This is a genomic window from Oryzobacter faecalis, assembly GCF_046764005.1.
Classification (GTDB): Bacteria; Actinomycetota; Actinomycetes; order Actinomycetales; family Dermatophilaceae; genus Oryzobacter; species Oryzobacter faecalis.
The window spans coordinates 183,703-200,725 of the sequence record NZ_JBKOFW010000004.1; the positions used below are offsets into that span (position 1 = coordinate 183,703).

Genomic DNA, 17,023 nt, shown 5'->3' on the forward strand with positions numbered 1-17,023 from the left:
GGGTCAGCCGTGGGGGAACGACGTCTTCGCTGGCCCCTCGAGCTCCTCGCGGTGGTTGCGGATGAGGTCGAGGTTGCGGTCGCGCAGGTGGTCGAAGCCCTGGGCGATGTTCGACCCGGGCGTGAGCGACGACAGCGCCTCCGCGGGGTCGAGGCGGGCCGACACCCATCCCTCGTGCGTCGCGGCCTTCGCGACGATGTGGCCGATCGGCGTGACGATGTGGCTGTTGCCGAAGTAGAGGACGCCGGCCGGGTCGGCCCCGACGGCGTTGGCGCCGACGACGAAGACGTGGTTGTCGTACGCGCGCGCCCGCGAGGTCAGCTCCCAGAGGTCGGCGGACCGCAGCAGCGCCGACGGGCGGGCGATGACCTCGGCCCCCTGGACGGCCTGGATGCGGCACAGCTCGGGGTAGTCCCCGTCGAAGCAGATGATCATGCCGATGCGCCCGAGCTCGGTGTCGCACACCGTGACCGTGTCACCAGGCGTGACCCAGCCGCCCCCGCCGACGCCCTCGGAGAAGAACGGGTGCGTCTTTCGGTAGACGCCCAGGACCTCGCCCTTCGGGTCGATGAGCACCGAGCTGTTGTGGACGACCGCGGGGGCGGGGCCGCGCTCGTACGTGCCGGCGACGAGGTGGATGCCGAGCTCGGCGGCGACGTCGCGCAGCGGCTCGACGACCGGGCCGGGCAGCTCGGAGACCAGCTCCCAGAGCTCCTCGGTGGGGATGCCGGGCGTGAAGCCGGTCGTGGCCGACTCGGGGAGGACGACGAGCTCGGCACCGGTGGCCTCGACGCACCGGCGCGTGAAGTCGACGAGCTTGTCGAGGTTGGCCGCCACGGCGGCCGCCGTCAGCGGGCCGGGGACGGGCGCGACCTGCACGGCCGCGGCGGTGAATGCGCGCATCAGGGTCTCCTTGCGGCGATCCGGGCGCCGAGCGCGACGCCCGCAAGAGCAAGGATCCCACCGACGAGGACCCCCAGGGCGAACCCGGCACCGGAGTCCAGGCCGAGGTTGGCGGTGGCCGTGGCGTTCGCCGAGCGGCCGGCGTAGACGGGTGCGCCCGCAGCCGTCGTGGCCGGGGCACCCGCCGCGGCAGGTTCGCCGGCGACGGGCGCTCCACCCGTGGCGATGTCGCGGTCGAGCGCGACGAAGAACTGGCCGGCCATCTTCTTCGTCACGCCTGCGAGCATCCGCTGGCCGACGCCGCCGATGGCACCACCGACCGAGGCGTCCGCGTCGTAGCTGAGCTCGGTGCCCCCGGCGGGGGAGGGCGCGAGCCGCACCTTGACGTCGGCGTCGATGGTTCCCGGCGCGCCGGCGCCGGACGCCTTCATCGTCAGCGACGACGGGGTCACCTTGTCGGAGAGTGAGACCTCACCGGCATAGGTGCCCTTGATGGCGGCGACGCCCGCCGTGACCGACATCGCGTACCGGTCGTCGCCGACGGTCGTCAGGGACTCGCATCCGGGGATGCAGCGGGCGAGGACGGCGGGGTCCTGGATCGCCTCCCAGACCCTCTCGACGGGGGCGTCGAGGGTGGAGCTGCCGGAGATCTTCATCGCGAACCTTCCTGCGCGGGAACGGGATCGGGGGTCGTGGTGGAACGTGCGTGCCGCTGGCGCAGCTCCCAGAGCTCCGACGGGCTGATCGGCATCGAGCGGATCGGGAAGCCCTCGGCGTCCTCGATCGCGCTCGCGATGACGGCGGTGACGGGGATCGTCCCGGCCTCGCCCGCACCCTTGATGCCGAGGGGGTTGAGCGGGCTGGGCGTCTCGAGGTGGTCGGTCTCGACGAAGGGCACCTCGGAGGCGTACGGGATGAGGAAGTCCATGAACGAGGCGTTGAGCAGCTGCCCGGACTCGTCGTAGGCCATCCGCTCGTAGAGCGCCCCGCCGACGCCCTGCGCGACGCCGCCGTGGACCTGCCCCTCGACGATCATCGGGTTGACCATGACGCCGCAGTCGTGGACGACGCAGTACCGCAGGATGCGGATCTCGGCGGTGACCGGGTCGGTCTCGACGACCGCCGCGTGCATCCCGTTGGCGAAGGTCGCCTGCGTGGGGGAGTAGAAGTCCTGCCCCTCGAGGCCGGGCTCGTCGTCGTCGGCGACGGGCGGCTTGTCGGGGTCGAAGGTGCCGGCGAACTGCGTGGCCGCCTGCGCGGAGGCGTCGAACGCGTAGCGCAGCGGGTTCGACATCACGGCCACGGTCGACAGGTCGATCCGCGGGCCGTCCGGGGTGCCCTTGACCGAGATGACGCCGTCCTCGACCTGCAGGTCGTCGGGGGAGACCTCGAGCGCGTCGGCGGCGATCCGCAGGGCCTTGGTCCGCACGACCCGGGCGGCCAGCATCACGGCGTTGCCCGACATCACGGCGCCGCGCGAGGCGAAGGTCCCGACCGCATACGCCATGCGCCGGGTGTCGCCGGTGGTGACGTGGACGTCCTCGATCCGCACGCCGAGCTCGTCGGCGACGATCTGGGCGAGGATCGTCTGGTGCCCCTGTCCCTGGGTGGTCAGGCCCGTCGCGACGTTGACCCGCCCGCTCGTCTCGACGTGCACGTGCCCGCCCTCGTAGGGGCCGACCCCGGTGCCCTCGACGTAGCAGCCGATGCCGAGCCCCACCCTGCGCCCGGCGGCCTCGGCCTCGCGACGGTAGGCGGCGAAGTCGTCCCAGCCGACGAGCGCCTTGAGCTTGGCGAGCGAGGCCGGGAAGTCGCCCGAGTCGTACCGGAGCGGGCGACCGTCCTGGAACATCAGCCCGTGGTCGTACGGCATCTCGTCGGGCTGGATGAAGTTGCGGCTGCGGACCTCCGTGCGGTCGAGTCCGAGCTGCGCCGCGATCGCATCCATCGTCCGCTCCATCGCGTAGCAGCCCTGGGGGCGGCCGGCGCCCCGGTATGGCGTCACGAGAACGGTGTTGGTGTAGAGGCTCCAGAACTCGACCCGGTAGGCGCCCGGCTTGTAGGGACCGAGCAGCTGGGTGGCCGTGATGATCGGGACGATGATCCCGTAGGGGGTGTAGGCGCCGTTGTCGTGCCAGAAGCGGACGTCGAGGGCGAGGAGGCGACCCTCGTCGTCGAAGCCGACCTCGACCTCCTGCACCTGCCCGCGCTCGTGGGCGCTGGAGACGAAGTGCTCGCGGCGGTCCTCGGTCCACTTGACGTCGCGGCCGAGGTTGCGCGCCGCCCAGGGGACGAGGACCTCCTCCGGCCAGGGGTGCATGATCTTGACGCCGAAGCCGCCCCCGACGTCCGGGGCGATGCACTCGACCTTGGCCAGCGGCATCCCGAGCTTGGCCGCCACGGCGGCGCGCACCCCGGTCGAGGTCTGGGTCGAGGAGTAGAGCCGCAGCGACTGCTCGTCGGCGTCCCAGCGGGCGAGGACGCCCTTGCCCTCCATCGGCATGCAGGCGCTGCGCTCGATCTCGAGCTCGAGGGTCAGCCGGTGGGGGGCCGCCGCCATCGCGGCCTCGACGTCGCCGACCTCCTGGAGGAGGTGCGCGCTGACGTTGTCGGGGACGTCGTCGTGGACGAGCTGCGCTGCGGCGCGGGCGTTGTCGATGCCCACGACCACTGGCAGAGCCTCGTAGCGGACCCTGATGCGCGACGCGGCGTCCTCGGCGACGTAGCGGTCGCGGGCGACGACCATGACGACGGCCTCGCCGACGTGGTTGACCTCGTCCTTGGCCAGGCAGTAGCCGACGCGCGGGTGGGTGAGGGCGGGGTGGGGGATGAGGACGGGCAGCGGTTCGGCGACCCGGCCGGTGAGGTCGTCCCACGTGTAGATCGCCTCGACGCCGTCGACCTCCCACGCGTCGTCGATGTCGACGTCGACGACCCGGGCGTGGGCGTGCGGGCTGCGGACGAACGCGGCCTGGAGGGCGCCGCGCCCGAGGTCGTCGAGGTAGCGGCCGTTGCCCGTGAGGAGGCGGGGGTCCTCCCTGCGCTGGACCTTCTCGCCGAACTGGCGCGTGCTCACCGGACCACCCCACCCTCGTGTCCCGGTGCAGGCGGAGCGAGCTCGACGAGGCCGCGGCGGATCTCGGCGGCACGCCCGACGGCCTTGACGATGTTCTGGTAGCCGGTGCAGCGGCAGAGGTTGCCCGAGATCGCCTCGCGCGCCTCCTCGGGGGTCGGGTCGGGGTTCTCCTCCAGGTACGCGGTGATGGTCGTGACGAATCCCGGTGTGCAGAAGCCGCACTGCAGTCCGTGGCACTCCGCGAACGCCTGCTGGACCGGGCTGAGGTTCGCGGGGTCGCTTCCGATGCCCTCGACCGTGGTCACGGAGTGGGCCTGGGCCGAGACCGCGAACATCAGGCACGAGCGCATCGGCTGGCCGTCGACGAGGACGGTGCACGCGCCGCACACCCCGTGCTCACACCCGACGTGGGTGCCCGTGAGGCCGAGTTCGTGGCGCAGGAAGTCGGACAGCAGGCGGCGTGCCGGTGCCTGTGCGGTTCTGGGGACGCCGTTGACGGTGATCGTCACGTCGTGCAGCTGCTCGGCGACGGGCTCGCTCACGCCGCGCCCTCCTCGTGGTCGTGGACGGTCGTGGCGAGGACGCGGCGCGTGAGCTCGGCGGCGAGCATCCGGCGGTAGGCCGCGGTGGCGTGGATGTCGCCCTCGGGCTCCACGTGCTCGCGGACGAGGTCGGTGACCTCCGCGGGGACCGGTGCGCCGAGGGCGAGCCCGGCGAGGACGGGTGACAGGTCGAGGACGGTGGGCACGGGCGTGACCGACACGAACGCCGCGCGTGCGGCGCGGACGGTGCCGCCGTCGACCTCCACGGCCACGGCGACGCCGGCGAGTGCGTAGTCGCCGTGGCGCCGCGACGACTCGGTGAAGCCGGTGCGGGTTCCGGGAGCGAACCGCCCGAAGCGCACCGCCTCGACGAGCTCGTCGTGCTCGAGCGTCGTCTCGAGCGGCCCCTCGAAGAAGTCGGCGGCGGCGATCTCGCGGCGTCCTCGGACGCTGACGGCCTCGACCACGGCCTCGGTGAGGACGGCGACCGAGGGCATCTCGCCGGCGGGGTCGGCGTGCGCGATGGAGCCGACGGTCGTCCCCCGGTTGCGGATGGCAGGGTGCGCGACGTTCCGGAGGGCCTGCCGCAGCAGCGGGTTCGCGACGAAGGCGCCCGCGTGGCGCTCGAGCCCGGCGTGCCGGACGAGGGCGCCGACGCGCACCGCGTCATCGGACACCTCCACCCCGTCGAGCCCCGCCACGAGGTTGACGTCGACGAGGTGGCCGGGGCTGGCGAGGCGCATGTTGAGGACGGGCACGAGGCTCTGCCCGCCGGCGAGCACCTTCCCGTCGTGGCCGACCTCGGCGAGCACCGCGACGGCCTCCTCGACCGAGCGCGGCGCATGGTGCACGAACGGTCCGGGCTTCATGCCTCGATCATGTCCACAGGACGCTCCGTTCGGTAGGGACGCAGTGCCGACACTGCCCCACGAGGTGGTCAAAGGTTGCCAAAGCCCGGGAAACGCCGCGGCCGGCCCCCCGTGGGGAGGGCCGGCCGCGGTCGGGGCGGGCCGTCAGGGACGGCGGTCGCGTCCGGGGTCGCGCTCGCCGGGCGTCCCGGGGTAGCCCTCCTGGTAGAGGTCGTCGACGCCGTCGCTGTCGCCGTAGGTCGTGGACCCGACCGACACGGCGGTGCCGTCGGCCCGGTCGCGCAGCTCGACGGGGGCGATGGCGCGGGCGAGGTGGAAGCCGCCGATCGCGACGATGGTGCCGAGCGCGATGCCCTCGAGCGAGAAGTTGTCGGTCAGCTGCATCTTGACGTTGCCGACGCCGATGATGATGCCCGCGGCGACCGGGACGAGGTTGATGGGGTTGCCGAAGTCGACCCCGTTCTCCTTCCAGATCTTCGCGCCGAGCAGGCCGATCATGCCGTAGAGGACCACGGTGATGCCGCCGAGGACGCCGCCGGGGATCGAGGCCACGAGGGCGCCGAACTTCGGCGAGAGGCCGAAGAGGATCGCGACGGCGGCCGCGACGTAGTAGGCCGCGGTCGAGTACACGCGCGTGGCTGCCATGACGCCGATGTTCTCGGCGTAGGTCGTCGTGGGCGAGCCGCCGACGGCCGACGCGAGAGCGGTGCCGACGCCGTCACCGGCGATCGCGCGGCCCATGACCGGGTCGAGGTCGTGGCCGGTCATCTCGGCGACGGCCTTGACGTGGCCGGTGTTCTCGGCGATGAGGGCGATGACGGCGGGGAGGACGAGGAGCACCGCGGCGATCGTGAAGCTCGGCGTGTGCCAGCCCACGACCTCCTTGCCGTCGGCGGCCACCATCGTCTGCTGCGGGAAGCCGAACCACGCGGCGTCACCGACGCCGGCCGTGCTCCAGCGGTCGTGGGTCGTCGCCTCGGTGGCCCCGCCGAGCTTCGAGGTGATCGGCCCGACGGCGGTGTCGAGGAACCAGGAGAGCGCGGTGCCGAAGATCAGCGCGAGGAAGACGGCGATGCGGCTGATGAAGCCGCGGAACGCGACGGCCGCGACGATCGTGAAGAGCATCGTCGTGATGGCCACCCACTGGTCCTGGGGCCAGTAGATGCCCGCGACGACCGGCGCCAGGTTGAACCCGATGAGCATGACGACCGCACCGGTGACGACCGGCGGCAGCACCTTGTGGAGCACCGAGGAGCCGAGGAAGTGGATCGCGACACCGACCGCGGCGAGGACCAGGCCGGCGACGAGGATCGCGCCGGTGACCTCGGAGGAGTCTCCGCCGTTGGCCCGGATCGCCGCGACACCGCCGACGAAGCTCGCCGAGGTCCCGAGGTAGCTCGGGACCTTCCCCTGCACGATGAGCAGGAAGACGATCGTCGCGATGCCGCTCATCATGATGGCGAGCTGCGGGTTGAGCCCCATGATGAGCGGGAACACGAAGGTGGCCCCGAACATCGCGACGACGTGCTGGGCGCCCAGGCCCACGGTCTTCCCCCAGGACAGGCGCTCGTCGGGCGCCACGACCTCGTCGGGCCCGAGCGAGCGCCCGTCACCCTTCAGCTTCCAACCCAATCCCAGCGCCATGCGAGTGCCTCTCTCCGGGGGAACCGTGGCCGTCGGCCGCGGTGACAGGGCTCCGCGTCGTCGGTGACGCGGATCACGAGTCCGTGATACACGGAAGGTAGTGACGCTGTCAGGCGACACCCTCGGCAAGGGTTGACAGCCGGATGGGGTCCGAGTCGGCAGGGTCTGTGGGCGGCCGCCCGTCCGCGCACGCCCCTCAGAGGCGCAGGTGCCTGACGTGCAGCCCCACGAGCCCGTGCTCGGCCGGCAGCCGTCCGGCGCCCGGGCTGCGCCAGGGGCGTGGCCGTCGTCAGATCCCGCGCATCTGGTGGATGCGCAGCGCGAGGGCGAGGGTGAGCCGTAGCTGGGGGTCGGAGGTGAACGGGCCGAGCATCCGCTCGAGCTTGGCGATGCGGTAGCGCAGCGTGTTGTAGTGGAAGAACAGCTGGCGCGCGGTCTCGGCGACGTTGAGGTTGGTGTCGATGAGCACCGAGAGCGTGTGGCGCAGGTCGGCGTTCTCGGGGGAGTCGTCGGTGGCGAGCTCGCCGAGGCTCTCCTCGACGAAGCGGCGCAGGTCGGCGCCGTCGGGCACGAGGGCGAGGAGGCGGTAGATGCCCAGTCCGTCGAAGTGGGTGAGGGCCGACTCGCCGTACATCTGCCGGCCCACGTGGACCGCCTTGAGGGCCTCGTCGTAGGCGGTCGGGAGATCGGCCACGCTGCGGATCGGGCGCGAGACGCCGGTCGAGAAGGTGCGGCGCCCGCCTCCGCCGTCGCCGCGGACGACCTTGGCGATCTCGCTGACCGTGCGCATGACGGTGTCGTTCTCGGCGGTCGGGTCGACGGGCAGCAGGGCCACGACCTCCTGGCTGAACCCGGCGACGGGGACCGACATGTCGCGGGCCCGCACCGCCTGCACCCAGGCCCGCACGAACCGCTCCTGGAGCGAGCGGACCTCGTCGGCGGCGCGGGTGGTCTCGGCGTCGTTCTCGTCGGTCTCGGCGACGACGACGACCATGGGGCGGTCGATGTCCCAGCCGAGGGAGGTCGCGTGCGACACGGCGTCCGGGGGGTCGCCCGCGCGACCGGCGAGGGCGTCGCGGAGGAACTCGGCGCGGTACTTGCCCTCGACCGCGGAGACCGCGGCCTCCTTGGTGATGGCGAGGGCGGCGACCGTGGCCGCCCGCTCGAGCATGTGGACGTCCGTGGGGGTGAGCGGGCGGTCGGGGGAGAACGCGCCGAGCAGGCCGTGGTCGGAGGAGCCGGCGACGATCTTGACGAAGGCGCGGGTCGTCTCGGGGCCGTTGCCCTGCCGGGGGCCGACCGGCTCGGTCTCGACGACGAGGCGGCCGGTGCGGTCGAAGCACGGCAGGCCCTGGACGCGCTCGACCTCGGCGTCGCTGCCGGCCATCGCGAGGACGCGCCCGTCGGTGGTGGTGACGACGGACGCGCCGCCGAAGAAGCCGGCCACCGACGTGCACAGCTCGTTGACCGAGCCCCCGGCGAGGACGATGCGGACGAGGACCCGGTGCACCTCGTCCTCGCGCTGGAGCAGGGCGGCCTGGCGCTCGACGACCGCCTCCAGGGCCGCGACCCGCTCGACGGGGTCGCTGGGCAGCTCGGCGGGCAGGGCGGCGTCCGCGGCCGCGGACGCGGCCCCGGTCGATGGCAACGTCTGTGCGTCGTCAGGCCGATCGTTGGCAACAATGACCATCCGGTCACTGTAGCCCCCTCGCTAGCGTCGCCGTATGCCGTCCTCCTCCGCGCGGGCCGTCCTGCCGGCCGCCGCCTCCGCCCTCACGGCGCGGGTGCTGAGGGAGGCGCCGCGGGGGGCGCCGCGCGAGGCGCTCGTCGTCGGCGCCCACCGGCTCGGGCTCTACCTCTCGGTCGACGGCACCGTGCTGCCGGTCGTCCCCTCCGACGCCCTCGCCCTCCCCACGGCCCTGCGGCTCGGTGCCCGCTCGTCGGCACTGCCGGGTGCGGCGTCCGAGGCGCCACCGTGGGGGGTCGAGCCGGGCGACCGCGTGGCCGTGGGGGGTGGGCGCGTCGTCCTCCCCGGGGCCGAGGTCGTCGCGGTGCGCACCTGGCGCCCGGCGCGCGTGCGCCGCGTGGCTCCCGGCGCGGCCTGCCCCGGCGACCGGGCACTCGTGGAGTCGCTCCTCGCCGACGCCACGACCTCCTGCGACCCCTGGCTCGCCCCCGCCATCCGGGTCGTGTGCTCAGGTGGTCGCCCCGACGGCCACCTGAGCACACGACCCGGCGAGGACGTGGAGGAGGGCGTCGCCGGCGGGCTCGCCGGCGGGCTGGCCGGCGCCGTCGCGGCGCTCGTGGGGCGCGGGCGCGGGCTGACCCCGTCCGGTGACGACGCCCTCGCCGGGGCCCTGCTCGTCGCGCACGCGCTGCGTGCCCGGCGGCCGTTCGCGGACGCCGTCCGGGCGAGGCTGGGCTCGACGACGGCGGTCTCGGGGGCCCTGCTCGCCGCCGCCGCCGACGGGTTCGCGGCGCGGCCGGTCGTCGCCCTCGTCGACGCGGCCGTCGTCGGCCACGTCGAGGCCACCGCCCGCGCCCTCCCCGAGGTCGTCGCCATCGGGCACACGTCGGGGCGCGACCTCCTCACCGGGGCCCTCGCCGCGCTGCGGGCCCACACCATCCCGGCCTCTCTCGTCGAGACCCCCACCCAGACCCCCACCGGACGGAGTGCCGCATGACGACCCACGTCGAGCTGCGACGAGGCGCCTACCACGACTCGGTGAGCCTCATGCAGGTCTCCCGCGCGGTCGCCGCCACACCCGGGGTCCTCGCCGCCCAGGTGGCGATGGCGACCGAGCTCAACATCGAGGTGCTGGGGTCGATGGGCTTCGACGTCCCCGCGGAGGCGGGGGCGAACGACCTCGTCGTCGCGCTGCGGACGGAGTCCGAGGACGGGGTGCAGGCCGGTCTCGCCGCCGTCGCCGACGCGCTCGCCGGCCTCCGCGCCGCCAAGGACACGGGGAGTGGTGAGGAGGTCGTGCCGCCGCGGACGCTCGGCTCGGCCGCGGCCCGCGAGGGTGCGAACCTCGCCGTCATCTCGGTCCCGGGACAGCACGCGGTGACCGAGGCGTTCGACGCGATCGGCTCGGGGCTGTCGGTGATGTTGTTCTCTGACAACGTGTCCGTCGAGGACGAGGTGCGCCTCAAGGACGCCGCGGCGGTGGCCGACGTCCTCGTCATGGGGCCCGACTGCGGGACGGCGCACGTGGGCGGTGTCGCCCTCGGGTTCGCCAACGTCGTGCGCGCCGGGTCGGTCGGCGTCGTCGCCGCTTCAGGGACGGGCGCCCAGCAGGTCATGTGCCTCCTCGACGCCGCGGGTGTCGGGGTGAGCCACGTCCTCGGCGTCGGTGGCCGCGACCTCAAGGAGGCGGTCGGTGGCCGCTCGACGAAGCAGGCACTCCGGGCCCTCGCCGACGACCCGGCCACCGAGTCGGTCCTCGTCGTCTCCAAGCCACCGGCCGACTCCGTTCTCGCAGAGGTCGACTCGTACGCCTCCGAGCTCGGCCTCTCGGTGCACTGGGCCGTCCTCGGTGCCGGTCGACCCGACCTCACGGCCGCCGTCGAGGCGTTCCTGCGCGCCGAGGGCCACGCCGTGCCCGAGTGGCCGGCGACCCTCGCAGAGCCCGAGCCCGTCGAGCTGACCCGGGGGCCCTCCCTGCGGGGACTCTTCTGCGGCGGCACGCTCGCGGACGAGGCGATGACCGTCGCCGAGGCCGAGCTGGGCGGGATCCACAGCAACATCGCCCACGACCCGTCCCTCGACCTCGGACCCGACCTGCGCCACGACGGCCACGTCGTCATCGACTTCGGCGACGACGGGATGACGCGCGGCCGGGCCCACCCGATGATCGACCCCACCCTGCGGATGGAACGGATCGCAGCCGAGGCCAGCGACCCCACGTGTGGCGTCCTCCTGCTCGACCTCGTCCTCGGGCACGGCGCCCACGCCGACCCCGGCGGTGAGCTCGCCGACGCGGTGCGTGGCGCGCGGGCCACGGCCCACGGTGCGGGTCGCGCGCTACCGGTCGTGGTGTCGCTCACCGGGACCGACGCCGACCCGCAGGGCCGGGCCCGGTGCGCCGACCTGCTGGCGGCGGCAGGCGCCTCCGTCCTCCTGTCCAACGGCGCGGCCACCCGGCACGCGCTCGAGCTGCTGAGGAGCGACCGATGAGCGAGCAGAACCGACCCCTCCGCGGCCTCCTCGAGAGCGACCCCGTCGTCGTGACGGCGGGCGTCTCCCTCCTCGCGGACGCGCTGCGCGACCAGGCGGTGCAGGTGACCGAGACCCAGTGGCAGCCGCCGCCGCCGGGGACCGAGGGCGACCTGGCGCGGGTCATGGGCGACGCGCGCCGGGTCGAGGCGAACCGCCTCGCGTTCGAGCGGATGACGGCCGCCGAGGCGGTCCTGACCGACGTCGTGCCGGCGTCGCAGTCGCTCGGGCTCGAGCGGGGGACCTTCCTGCACGCCGGCCCCCCGGTCGAGTGGGAGCGCGCTTCGGGGCCGCTCAAGGGTGCGCTGATCGGGGCCGTGCTGTTCGAAGGTCTTGCCGACCACGCCGAGGACGCCGAGAAACGCCTTGCCGCAGGCGAGTTCGACCTCGAGCCCTGCCACCACCGGGGTGCCGTCGGGCCGATGGCGGGGGTCGTCAGCCCGTCGATGTGGATGTACGCGCTGCGCGACGACGTCCACGGCAACGAGTCGTGGTGCTCGCTCAACGAGGGCCTGGGCAAGGTGCTGCGCTACGGCGCCTACGGGCCCGAGGTCATCGACCGCCTCCACTGGATGACGCGCGTCCTCGGCCCGATCCTGTCCCAGGCCGTCCGCTCCACCGGACCGATCGACATCCGGGCGATCGTCGCCCAGATGCTCCAGATGGGCGACGAGGGCCACAACCGCAACCGGGCAGGGTCGTTGATGCTCCTGCGTGAGCTGCTGCCGGGCATGATCACCGCCGACGCCTCGTCCTCCGACGTCGCGGAGGCCGTGCGGTTCTCGGGCGCCAACGAGCACTTCTTCCTCAACCTCGGGATGCCGGCCTGCAAGCTGGCCACCCTTGCGGCAGAGGGGATCCCGGGCTCGACCGTCGTCACGGTCATGGCTCGAAACGGCACCGACTTCGGCATCCGCGTCTCGGGCACGGGTGACCAGTGGTTCACCGGCCCGGCGAACACCCCCGAGGGGCTCTTCCTCGGCGACTACGGCCCCGACGACGCCAATCCCGACATCGGCGACTCGGCGATCACGGAGACCGGTGGCATCGGCGGCTTCGCGATGGCCGCGGCGCCCGCCATCGTCAAGTTCGTCGGGGGCGACGTGCCCTTCGCGCTGCGCGCCACCCGGACCATGTACGAGGTGACCACCGGCGAGCACCCGGTCTACCAGGTACCCGTGCTGGGCTTCCGCGGAACGCCGACCGGCATCGACGTCACCAAGGTCGTGCGCACCGGGATCCTCCCGCAGATCAACACGGGGATGGCCGGGCGCGTCGCCGGCACGGGGCAGGTCGGCGCGGGCCTCGTCACGCCGCCGGAGGAGTGCTTCACGGGGGCGATCGCGGCCCTCGCCGCTGCCGTCCCCGCCTAGGGATCCCTGGCCCCGGGCGGGGTCGCGGGACGCGCCTCCGGCGGCCGCGCCCGCCATGGAAGGATTGACGCGTGGCAGCGACGACTCTCGACGGCAAGGCGATCCTCGGCACCATCAAGGAGGAGCTGCGCGCCCGCGTGGCCGCGCTCGCCGAACACGGGGTGGTCCCCGGCCTCGGCACCGTCCTCGTCGGCGACGACCCCGGCAGCCACTGGTACGTCGGCGCGAAGCACAAGGACTGCGCCGAGATCGGCATCCGCAGCCTGCGCCGCGACCTGCCGGCCGGCACCTCGCAGGACGAGGTCCTCGAGGTCGTCCGCGACCTCAATGCCGACCCCGAGTGCACCGGCTTCATCGTCCAGCAGCCCACGGGCCTCGACGAGAACGCGATCCTCTCGGCGGTCGACCCGGCGAAGGACGTCGACGGGCTGCACCCCACGAACCTGGGCTGGCTCGTCCTCGGGGAGAAGGCGCCGCTGCCCTGCACCCCGGTCGGCTGCATCGAGCTGCTGCGCCGCTACGACGTGCCGATCGCGGGTGCGAAGGTCGTCGTCGTCGGGCGCGGGATCACCGTGGGCCGCCCGCTCGGCCTCATCCTCACGCGTCGTTCCGAGAACGCCACGGTCACGTTGTGCCACACCGGAACCCGTGACCTCGCCGCCGAGGTTCGGCAGGCTGACATCGTCGTCGCTGCGGCGGGCGTGCCCGGCATCGTCACCGCCGACATGGTCAAGCCCGGCGCAGCCGTCCTCGACGTCGGGGTGTCCCGCGTCGTCGAGGAGGGCAGCGGGAGGTCGGTGGTCGCCGGTGACGTGCACCCCGACGTCTGGGACGTCGCCGGCTTCGTCAGCCCGAACCCCGGCGGGGTCGGGCCGATGACGCGGGCGATGCTCCTGTCGAACGTCGTCGAGGCCGCCGAGCGCCAGGTGCGCGAGCGCGAGACCGCCGGGGCGGGGACCTGACGTGGCGGGCGCCACTGCCAGCCCGACGATGACGCGGGTCTGGCAGGCCGCCCCGGTCGTCTCGCTCGTCGCCCTCGCCGCCACCTGGGGCCGCGACATCGGCATCGTCGTCGTCGTCCTCGTGGCGGTGCTCCTCGCCGCTGCGGTGCTGGCGGCCGTGCATCACGCGGAGGTCGTCGCGCACCGGGTGGGGGAGCCCTTCGGGTCGCTCGTCCTCGCCGTGTCGGTGACCGTCATCGAGGTCTCGCTCATCGTCACCCTCATGCTCTCCGGGGGTGACGAGGCCGCGACCCTCGCGCGCGACACCGTCTTCGCCGCGGTGATGATCACCGTCAACGGGATCATGGGGCTGTCGCTGCTCCTCGGGGCCCGACGGTTCACCTTCGTCCACTTCAACGCCGAGGGGACCGGTGGGGCGCTCGCCACGGTGGCCGCCCTCGCGGCGCTGACCCTCGTCCTGCCGACCTTCACGACGGGCGAGCCCGGCCCCGAGTTCACCGGCGGCCAGCTGGCCTTCGCCGCCGTGGCGTCCCTGTCGCTCTACGCCGCGTTCGTGGTGACGCAGACCGTCCGGCACCGCGACTTCTTCCTCCCCGTCACCAAGGAGGGGGAGCCGCTCGCCGAGGACGAGCACGCCGACCCGCCGACGGACCGCGAGGCCGTCACCTCCCTCGTGCTGCTGCTCCTGTCGCTCGTCGCCGTCGTCGGGCTGGCCAAGGTCGAGTCGCCCGCGATCGAGTCGGGGGTGCTGGCCGCCGGCCTGCCGCTGTCGTTCGTCGGTGTCGTCATCGCCCTGCTCGTGCTGCTGCCGGAGACGATCGCCGCGGCCAACGCGGCCCGCCGTGAGCGGATCCAGACCTCGCTCAACCTCGCGATGGGGTCGGCGATGGCCTCGATCGGGCTGACGATCCCGACGCTGGCGGTCGCGTCGATCTGGGTCCCGACGCCGTTGCACCTCGGGCTGGGCCCGACGCAGATCGTGCTGCTCGGCATCACGACGATCGCGGCGGTGCTGACGGTCGTCCCGGGGCGGGCGACGCGTCTCCAGGGCACGGTGCACCTCACCCTCCTCGCGGCCTTCCTCTACTTCTCCATGGCCCCCTAGCCCGTCCCGACTTTCCCGCCTGATGCCGGAACCTTCGGTGGGGCACCCCGAGCTTCGGGGTGCCCCACCGAAGGTTCTCGTGCCTCGAGTGGGGATGGAGGCGCTCGTCCACAGGGGAGCCCGTCCGCGTGCGCTGTCCACAGAGGGGCGGCGAGGGGTGCCGCCGGCTCCCGATCGCGCGGAACCTGTCGGGATGTCCGTCGCTCCCGCCCCCTCGACCTCCTCCATGCCGACGTCGTCCCTTGATGGGCTCGTCCTGACCCAGGCCGCGGCCCAGCACGGTGTGCTGTCGACGGCTCAGCTCCTCGCGGCCGGTCACCCGCCTCGGCGGCTCGTCGAGCTGGTCCGTGCCGGCGTGCTCCTGCACCCGGGCCGGGGTTTGTACCTGGTGGCCGCCCTGGCTCGTGACGACGAGATCGATCGGCACCGGCAGCTCGTGGCGGGGGCCTTCCTCCTCTACGCCGACGCCGTCCTGACCGGCACCACCGCTCTCCTGGCCCATGGCATTCCCGTGTGGGGTGTCCCGCTGGGCAGGCCAGCGTTGCGGCGCCCCATGAAGCGGTCGGGCGGCATGAGCGCGTTCTGGGTCAGGCAGGCCAGTGGCGCGGTGGTCGACACGCCCTGGGGTCCGGCGAGTCCCGTGGCCGAGGCGCTCGCGCTGCACGCCGTCGACCACGGCATCGTTCCGGGGGTCGTGAGCGCCGACGCCGCTCTGCGAGACGCCCGTGCCGGGGTCGAGGAGCTCGACGCCGCCGTCGAGGTCGTGAGTGGGTGGGTCCACGGCTCGAGGGCCGTGGCGATGCGCGCACTCGCCGACGGTCGCCGGGAGTCCGTGGGCGAGTCGCGATGCGGTGTGGCCCTGGCGATGGCCGGGATCCGCGTCGTCCCCCAGGTGGTCATCTCGGGTCGCAACGGCGAGTTCGTCGCCCGGGTCGACTTCGTCGTCGAGGGCACGAAGGTCATCGTCGAGTTCGACGGCAGGGTCAAGTACAGGTCCGGGGACCCGTCCCTCCTGTGGGCCGAGAAGCGCCGTGAGGACGCCCTGCGCGCCCTCGGCTACGTCGTCGTCCGCATCACCTGGGCAGACCTCGAGGTGCCCGGGGCCGTGGTGGGCAAGGTGCGTGCCGCCATGGCGAACGCCGGCTGACACCATCTCCGGCCGGCTCGACCGCGGGCGGGAACGCTCGCTGAGAGAGCGAAACCTTCGGTGGGACACCCCGAAGGTCGGGGTGTCCCACCGAAGGTTTCGGCATCAGGCGGGAAAGTCGGGGTTCAGATGAGGCCGAGGGCGCGGACCGCGTCGCGCTCCTCGGCGAGCTCGGCCACGGAGGCGTCGATCTTCCCGCGCGAGAACTCGTCGATGTCGAGCCCCTGGACGATCGACCACCGGCCGTCCTGCACGGTCACCGGGAACGAGGAGACCAGGCCCTCCTCGACGCCGTACGAGCCGTCGGAGCGGACCGCCATCGAGACCCAGTCGCCCTCGGCGGTGCCCTGCACCCACGTGCGCGCGTGGTCGATGGTCGCCGAGGCGGCCGACGCCGCCGAGGACGCTCCACGCGCCTCGATGATGGCCGCGCCGCGCTTGGCCACGGTGGGGATGAAGGTGCCTGCGAGCCAGTCCTGGTCGCCCACGGCCTCCGCGGCGTTGCGGCCGCCGACCTCGGCGTGGAACAGGTCGGGGTACTGGGTCGCCGAGTGGTTGCCCCAGATCGTCATCTTCCGGATCTCGGTGACCGGCACGCCGAGCTTCGCCGCGAGCTGCGAGATCGCGCGGTTGTGGTCGAGGCGGGTCAGCGCCGAGAAGCGCTCGGTGGGGATGTCGGGCGCGTTCGACATCGCGATGAGCGCGTTGGTGTTCGCCGGGTTTCCGGTGACGGTGACGCGGATGTCGTCGGCCGCGACCTCGTTGAGGGCCTTGCCCTGCGGGGCGAAGATGCCGCCGTTGGCCTCGAGGAGGTCGCCGCGCTCCATGCCGGGACCGCGGGGGCGGGCGCCGACGAGGAGGGCGTGGTTGACGCCGTCGAACACCTTCGTCGCGTCGTCGCCGATCTCGACCTTGGCGAGGGTCGGGAACGCGCAGTCGTCGAGCTCCATGACGACACCCTCGAGCGACTTCAGCGCCGGGGTGATCTCGAGCAGTCGGAGCTCGACCGGGGTGTCGGGGCCGAGGAGCGCACCGCTGGCGATCCGGAACAGGAGGCTGTAGCCGATCTGGCCGGCGGCGCCGGTGACGGCGACCTTGACGGGCGTCTGGCTCACGGGAGTACCCCTTCGTACACGAGGAAACGGTCGGCTCGACGCTATCAGCGTGAGGGCGTGGCGCCGCGGGC

The 17,023-nt window shown here is 73.2% G+C and carries 14 protein-coding genes; 6 read left to right on the forward strand and 8 right to left on the reverse strand.

Translation table 11 applies throughout. The features are described from left to right. Window positions 1-3: 3 nt before the first annotated feature. The 7 genes from ACK8HX_RS09795 to ACK8HX_RS09825 all read right to left on the reverse strand — a co-directional run bounded on the left by ACK8HX_RS09795 (window position 4) and on the right by ACK8HX_RS09825 (window position 8,682). Window positions 4-903 (reverse strand): carbon-nitrogen hydrolase family protein, encoded by a 900-nt coding sequence (locus tag ACK8HX_RS09795; protein WP_411940504.1) that lies wholly within the window; start codon window positions 901-903, stop codon window positions 4-6. Further along, the gene (locus ACK8HX_RS09800) at window positions 903-1,559 is read right to left on the reverse strand and encodes an SRPBCC family protein (RefSeq protein WP_411940505.1); all 657 of its coding nucleotides are present in this window, start codon (window positions 1,557-1,559) and stop codon (window positions 903-905) included. Before ACK8HX_RS09800 ends, ACK8HX_RS09795 begins: the two co-directional genes overlap by 1 nt. Beyond that, a complete protein-coding gene (gene cutA / locus ACK8HX_RS09805) occupies window positions 1,556-3,979 on the reverse strand; it encodes an aerobic carbon-monoxide dehydrogenase large subunit (protein ID WP_411940506.1) in 2,424 nt (807 codons plus the stop codon). Before cutA ends, ACK8HX_RS09800 begins: the two co-directional genes overlap by 4 nt. Then, window positions 3,976-4,521 carry a (2Fe-2S)-binding protein gene (locus ACK8HX_RS09810; RefSeq protein ID WP_411940507.1) on the reverse strand — a complete coding sequence of 182 codons (546 nt, stop codon included), beginning with the start codon at window positions 4,519-4,521 and terminating at the stop codon, window positions 3,976-3,978. The genes cutA and ACK8HX_RS09810 overlap by 4 nt, the downstream gene beginning before the upstream one ends. After that, entirely contained in the window at window positions 4,518-5,390 is an 873-nt protein-coding gene (locus ACK8HX_RS09815) for an FAD binding domain-containing protein (protein ID WP_411940508.1), read from the reverse strand. Before ACK8HX_RS09815 ends, ACK8HX_RS09810 begins: the two co-directional genes overlap by 4 nt. Before the next feature lie 144 nt (window positions 5,391-5,534). Continuing rightward, the gene (locus ACK8HX_RS09820; RefSeq protein ID WP_411940509.1) at window positions 5,535-7,034 is read right to left on the reverse strand and encodes a uracil-xanthine permease family protein; all 1,500 of its coding nucleotides are present in this window, start codon (window positions 7,032-7,034) and stop codon (window positions 5,535-5,537) included. A 289-nt stretch (window positions 7,035-7,323) separates the two neighbouring features. After that, the gene (locus ACK8HX_RS09825) at window positions 7,324-8,682 is read right to left on the reverse strand and encodes a PucR family transcriptional regulator (RefSeq protein WP_411940510.1); all 1,359 of its coding nucleotides are present in this window, start codon (window positions 8,680-8,682) and stop codon (window positions 7,324-7,326) included. Window positions 8,683-8,758: 76 nt separating this feature from the next. Between ACK8HX_RS09825 and ACK8HX_RS09830 the strand changes: the two genes are divergently transcribed. From ACK8HX_RS09830 to ACK8HX_RS09855, 6 genes are all read left to right on the forward strand, one after another. Beyond that, on the forward strand, window positions 8,759-9,718 hold the full coding sequence (locus tag ACK8HX_RS09830) for an oxamate carbamoyltransferase subunit AllH family protein (protein ID WP_411940511.1): 960 nt from the start codon (window positions 8,759-8,761) through the stop codon (window positions 9,716-9,718). Then, window positions 9,715-11,211, forward strand: a complete 1,497-nt coding sequence (locus tag ACK8HX_RS09835) for an FdrA family protein (protein ID WP_411940512.1) — start codon at window positions 9,715-9,717, stop codon at window positions 11,209-11,211. Before ACK8HX_RS09830 ends, ACK8HX_RS09835 begins: the two co-directional genes overlap by 4 nt. Further along, complete coding sequence (locus ACK8HX_RS09840; protein ID WP_411940513.1) at window positions 11,208-12,623, forward strand: YlbE family protein; 1,416 nt, start codon at window positions 11,208-11,210, stop codon at window positions 12,621-12,623. Before ACK8HX_RS09835 ends, ACK8HX_RS09840 begins: the two co-directional genes overlap by 4 nt. A gap of 71 nt (window positions 12,624-12,694) precedes the next feature. After that, window positions 12,695-13,585: a bifunctional methylenetetrahydrofolate dehydrogenase/methenyltetrahydrofolate cyclohydrolase gene (locus ACK8HX_RS09845; RefSeq protein WP_411940514.1), complete on the forward strand. Its 891-nt coding sequence runs from the start codon at window positions 12,695-12,697 to the stop codon at window positions 13,583-13,585. Window positions 13,586-13,613: 28 nt separating this feature from the next. Continuing rightward, a complete protein-coding gene (locus tag ACK8HX_RS09850; protein WP_411940679.1) occupies window positions 13,614-14,690 on the forward strand; it encodes a calcium:cation antiporter in 1,077 nt (358 codons plus the stop codon). 193 nt (window positions 14,691-14,883) lie between these two features. Continuing rightward, window positions 14,884-15,837, forward strand: a complete 954-nt coding sequence (locus ACK8HX_RS09855) for a type IV toxin-antitoxin system AbiEi family antitoxin domain-containing protein (protein ID WP_411940515.1) — start codon at window positions 14,884-14,886, stop codon at window positions 15,835-15,837. Window positions 15,838-15,962: 125 nt separating this feature from the next. Here ACK8HX_RS09855 and ACK8HX_RS09860 read toward each other — a convergent pair whose 3' ends face one another. Then, the gene (locus ACK8HX_RS09860) at window positions 15,963-16,952 is read right to left on the reverse strand and encodes a malate dehydrogenase (protein ID WP_411940516.1); all 990 of its coding nucleotides are present in this window, start codon (window positions 16,950-16,952) and stop codon (window positions 15,963-15,965) included. Window positions 16,953-17,023: the final 71 nt, after the last annotated feature.

Bases quoted from the DNA above. Each gene is read 5' to 3' on its own strand.
- ACK8HX_RS09800 (WP_411940505.1), bottom strand. From the start codon at position 1,559: ATGAAGATCTCCGGCAGCTCCACCCTCGACGCCCCCGTCGAGAGGGTC.
- ACK8HX_RS09815 (WP_411940508.1), bottom strand. From the start codon at position 5,390: ATGAAGCCCGGACCGTTCGTGCACCATGCGCCGCGCTCGGTCGAGGAG.
- ACK8HX_RS09850 (WP_411940679.1), top strand. From the start codon at position 13,614: ATGACGCGGGTCTGGCAGGCCGCCCCGGTCGTCTCGCTCGTCGCCCTC.
- ACK8HX_RS09840 (WP_411940513.1), top strand. From the start codon at position 11,208: ATGAGCGAGCAGAACCGACCCCTCCGCGGCCTCCTCGAGAGCGACCCC.
- ACK8HX_RS09835 (WP_411940512.1), top strand. From the start codon at position 9,715: ATGACGACCCACGTCGAGCTGCGACGAGGCGCCTACCACGACTCGGTG.
- ACK8HX_RS09795 (WP_411940504.1), bottom strand. From the start codon at position 903: ATGCGCGCATTCACCGCCGCGGCCGTGCAGGTCGCGCCCGTCCCCGGC.
- ACK8HX_RS09820 (WP_411940509.1), bottom strand. From the start codon at position 7,034: ATGGCGCTGGGATTGGGTTGGAAGCTGAAGGGTGACGGGCGCTCGCTC.
- ACK8HX_RS09830 (WP_411940511.1), top strand. From the start codon at position 8,759: ATGCCGTCCTCCTCCGCGCGGGCCGTCCTGCCGGCCGCCGCCTCCGCC.
- ACK8HX_RS09855 (WP_411940515.1), top strand. From the start codon at position 14,884: ATGTCCGTCGCTCCCGCCCCCTCGACCTCCTCCATGCCGACGTCGTCC.